The sequence below is a fragment of the Paraburkholderia sp. BR13439 genome (assembly GCF_040948805.1).
Classification (GTDB): Bacteria; Pseudomonadota; Gammaproteobacteria; order Burkholderiales; family Burkholderiaceae; genus Paraburkholderia; species Paraburkholderia youngii.
Genome location: NZ_JBFPKN010000195.1, coordinates 1 through 261, shown reverse-complemented (window position 1 = coordinate 261; position 261 = coordinate 1). Strand labels below are relative to the sequence as shown.

At 66.3% G+C, this 261-nt stretch carries 1 protein-coding gene; it reads left to right on the top strand.

Annotated elements, in window-relative coordinates; genetic code table 11:
- A partial coding sequence (locus AB3X96_RS42840) for a hypothetical protein (protein ID WP_368594452.1) occupies positions 1-261 on the top strand: 261 nt, incomplete at both ends.

The following is a 261-nucleotide window of genomic DNA, read 5'->3' as shown; positions in this document are numbered from 1 at the left end:
CGTCCAGCATCACGAACGTGCAGAACCTGTTGTCCGAAGGCACGGTGGGTCTGGTCCAGCAGGACGCAACCAGTCGTGACATCACGGTGGCAAAAGACGCTGACGGTTCGGTGATCAACGTGGCGGGTACCGCAGGCAACCGTACGGTGACGGGTGTGGCTGCGGGCGCAGTGCGGGCATCGAGCGTGGACGCGGTCAACGGTGGCCAGTTGTACGGCACGGCGTCGAGCACGGCCCGGGCGCTGGGCGGTGGTTCGATCG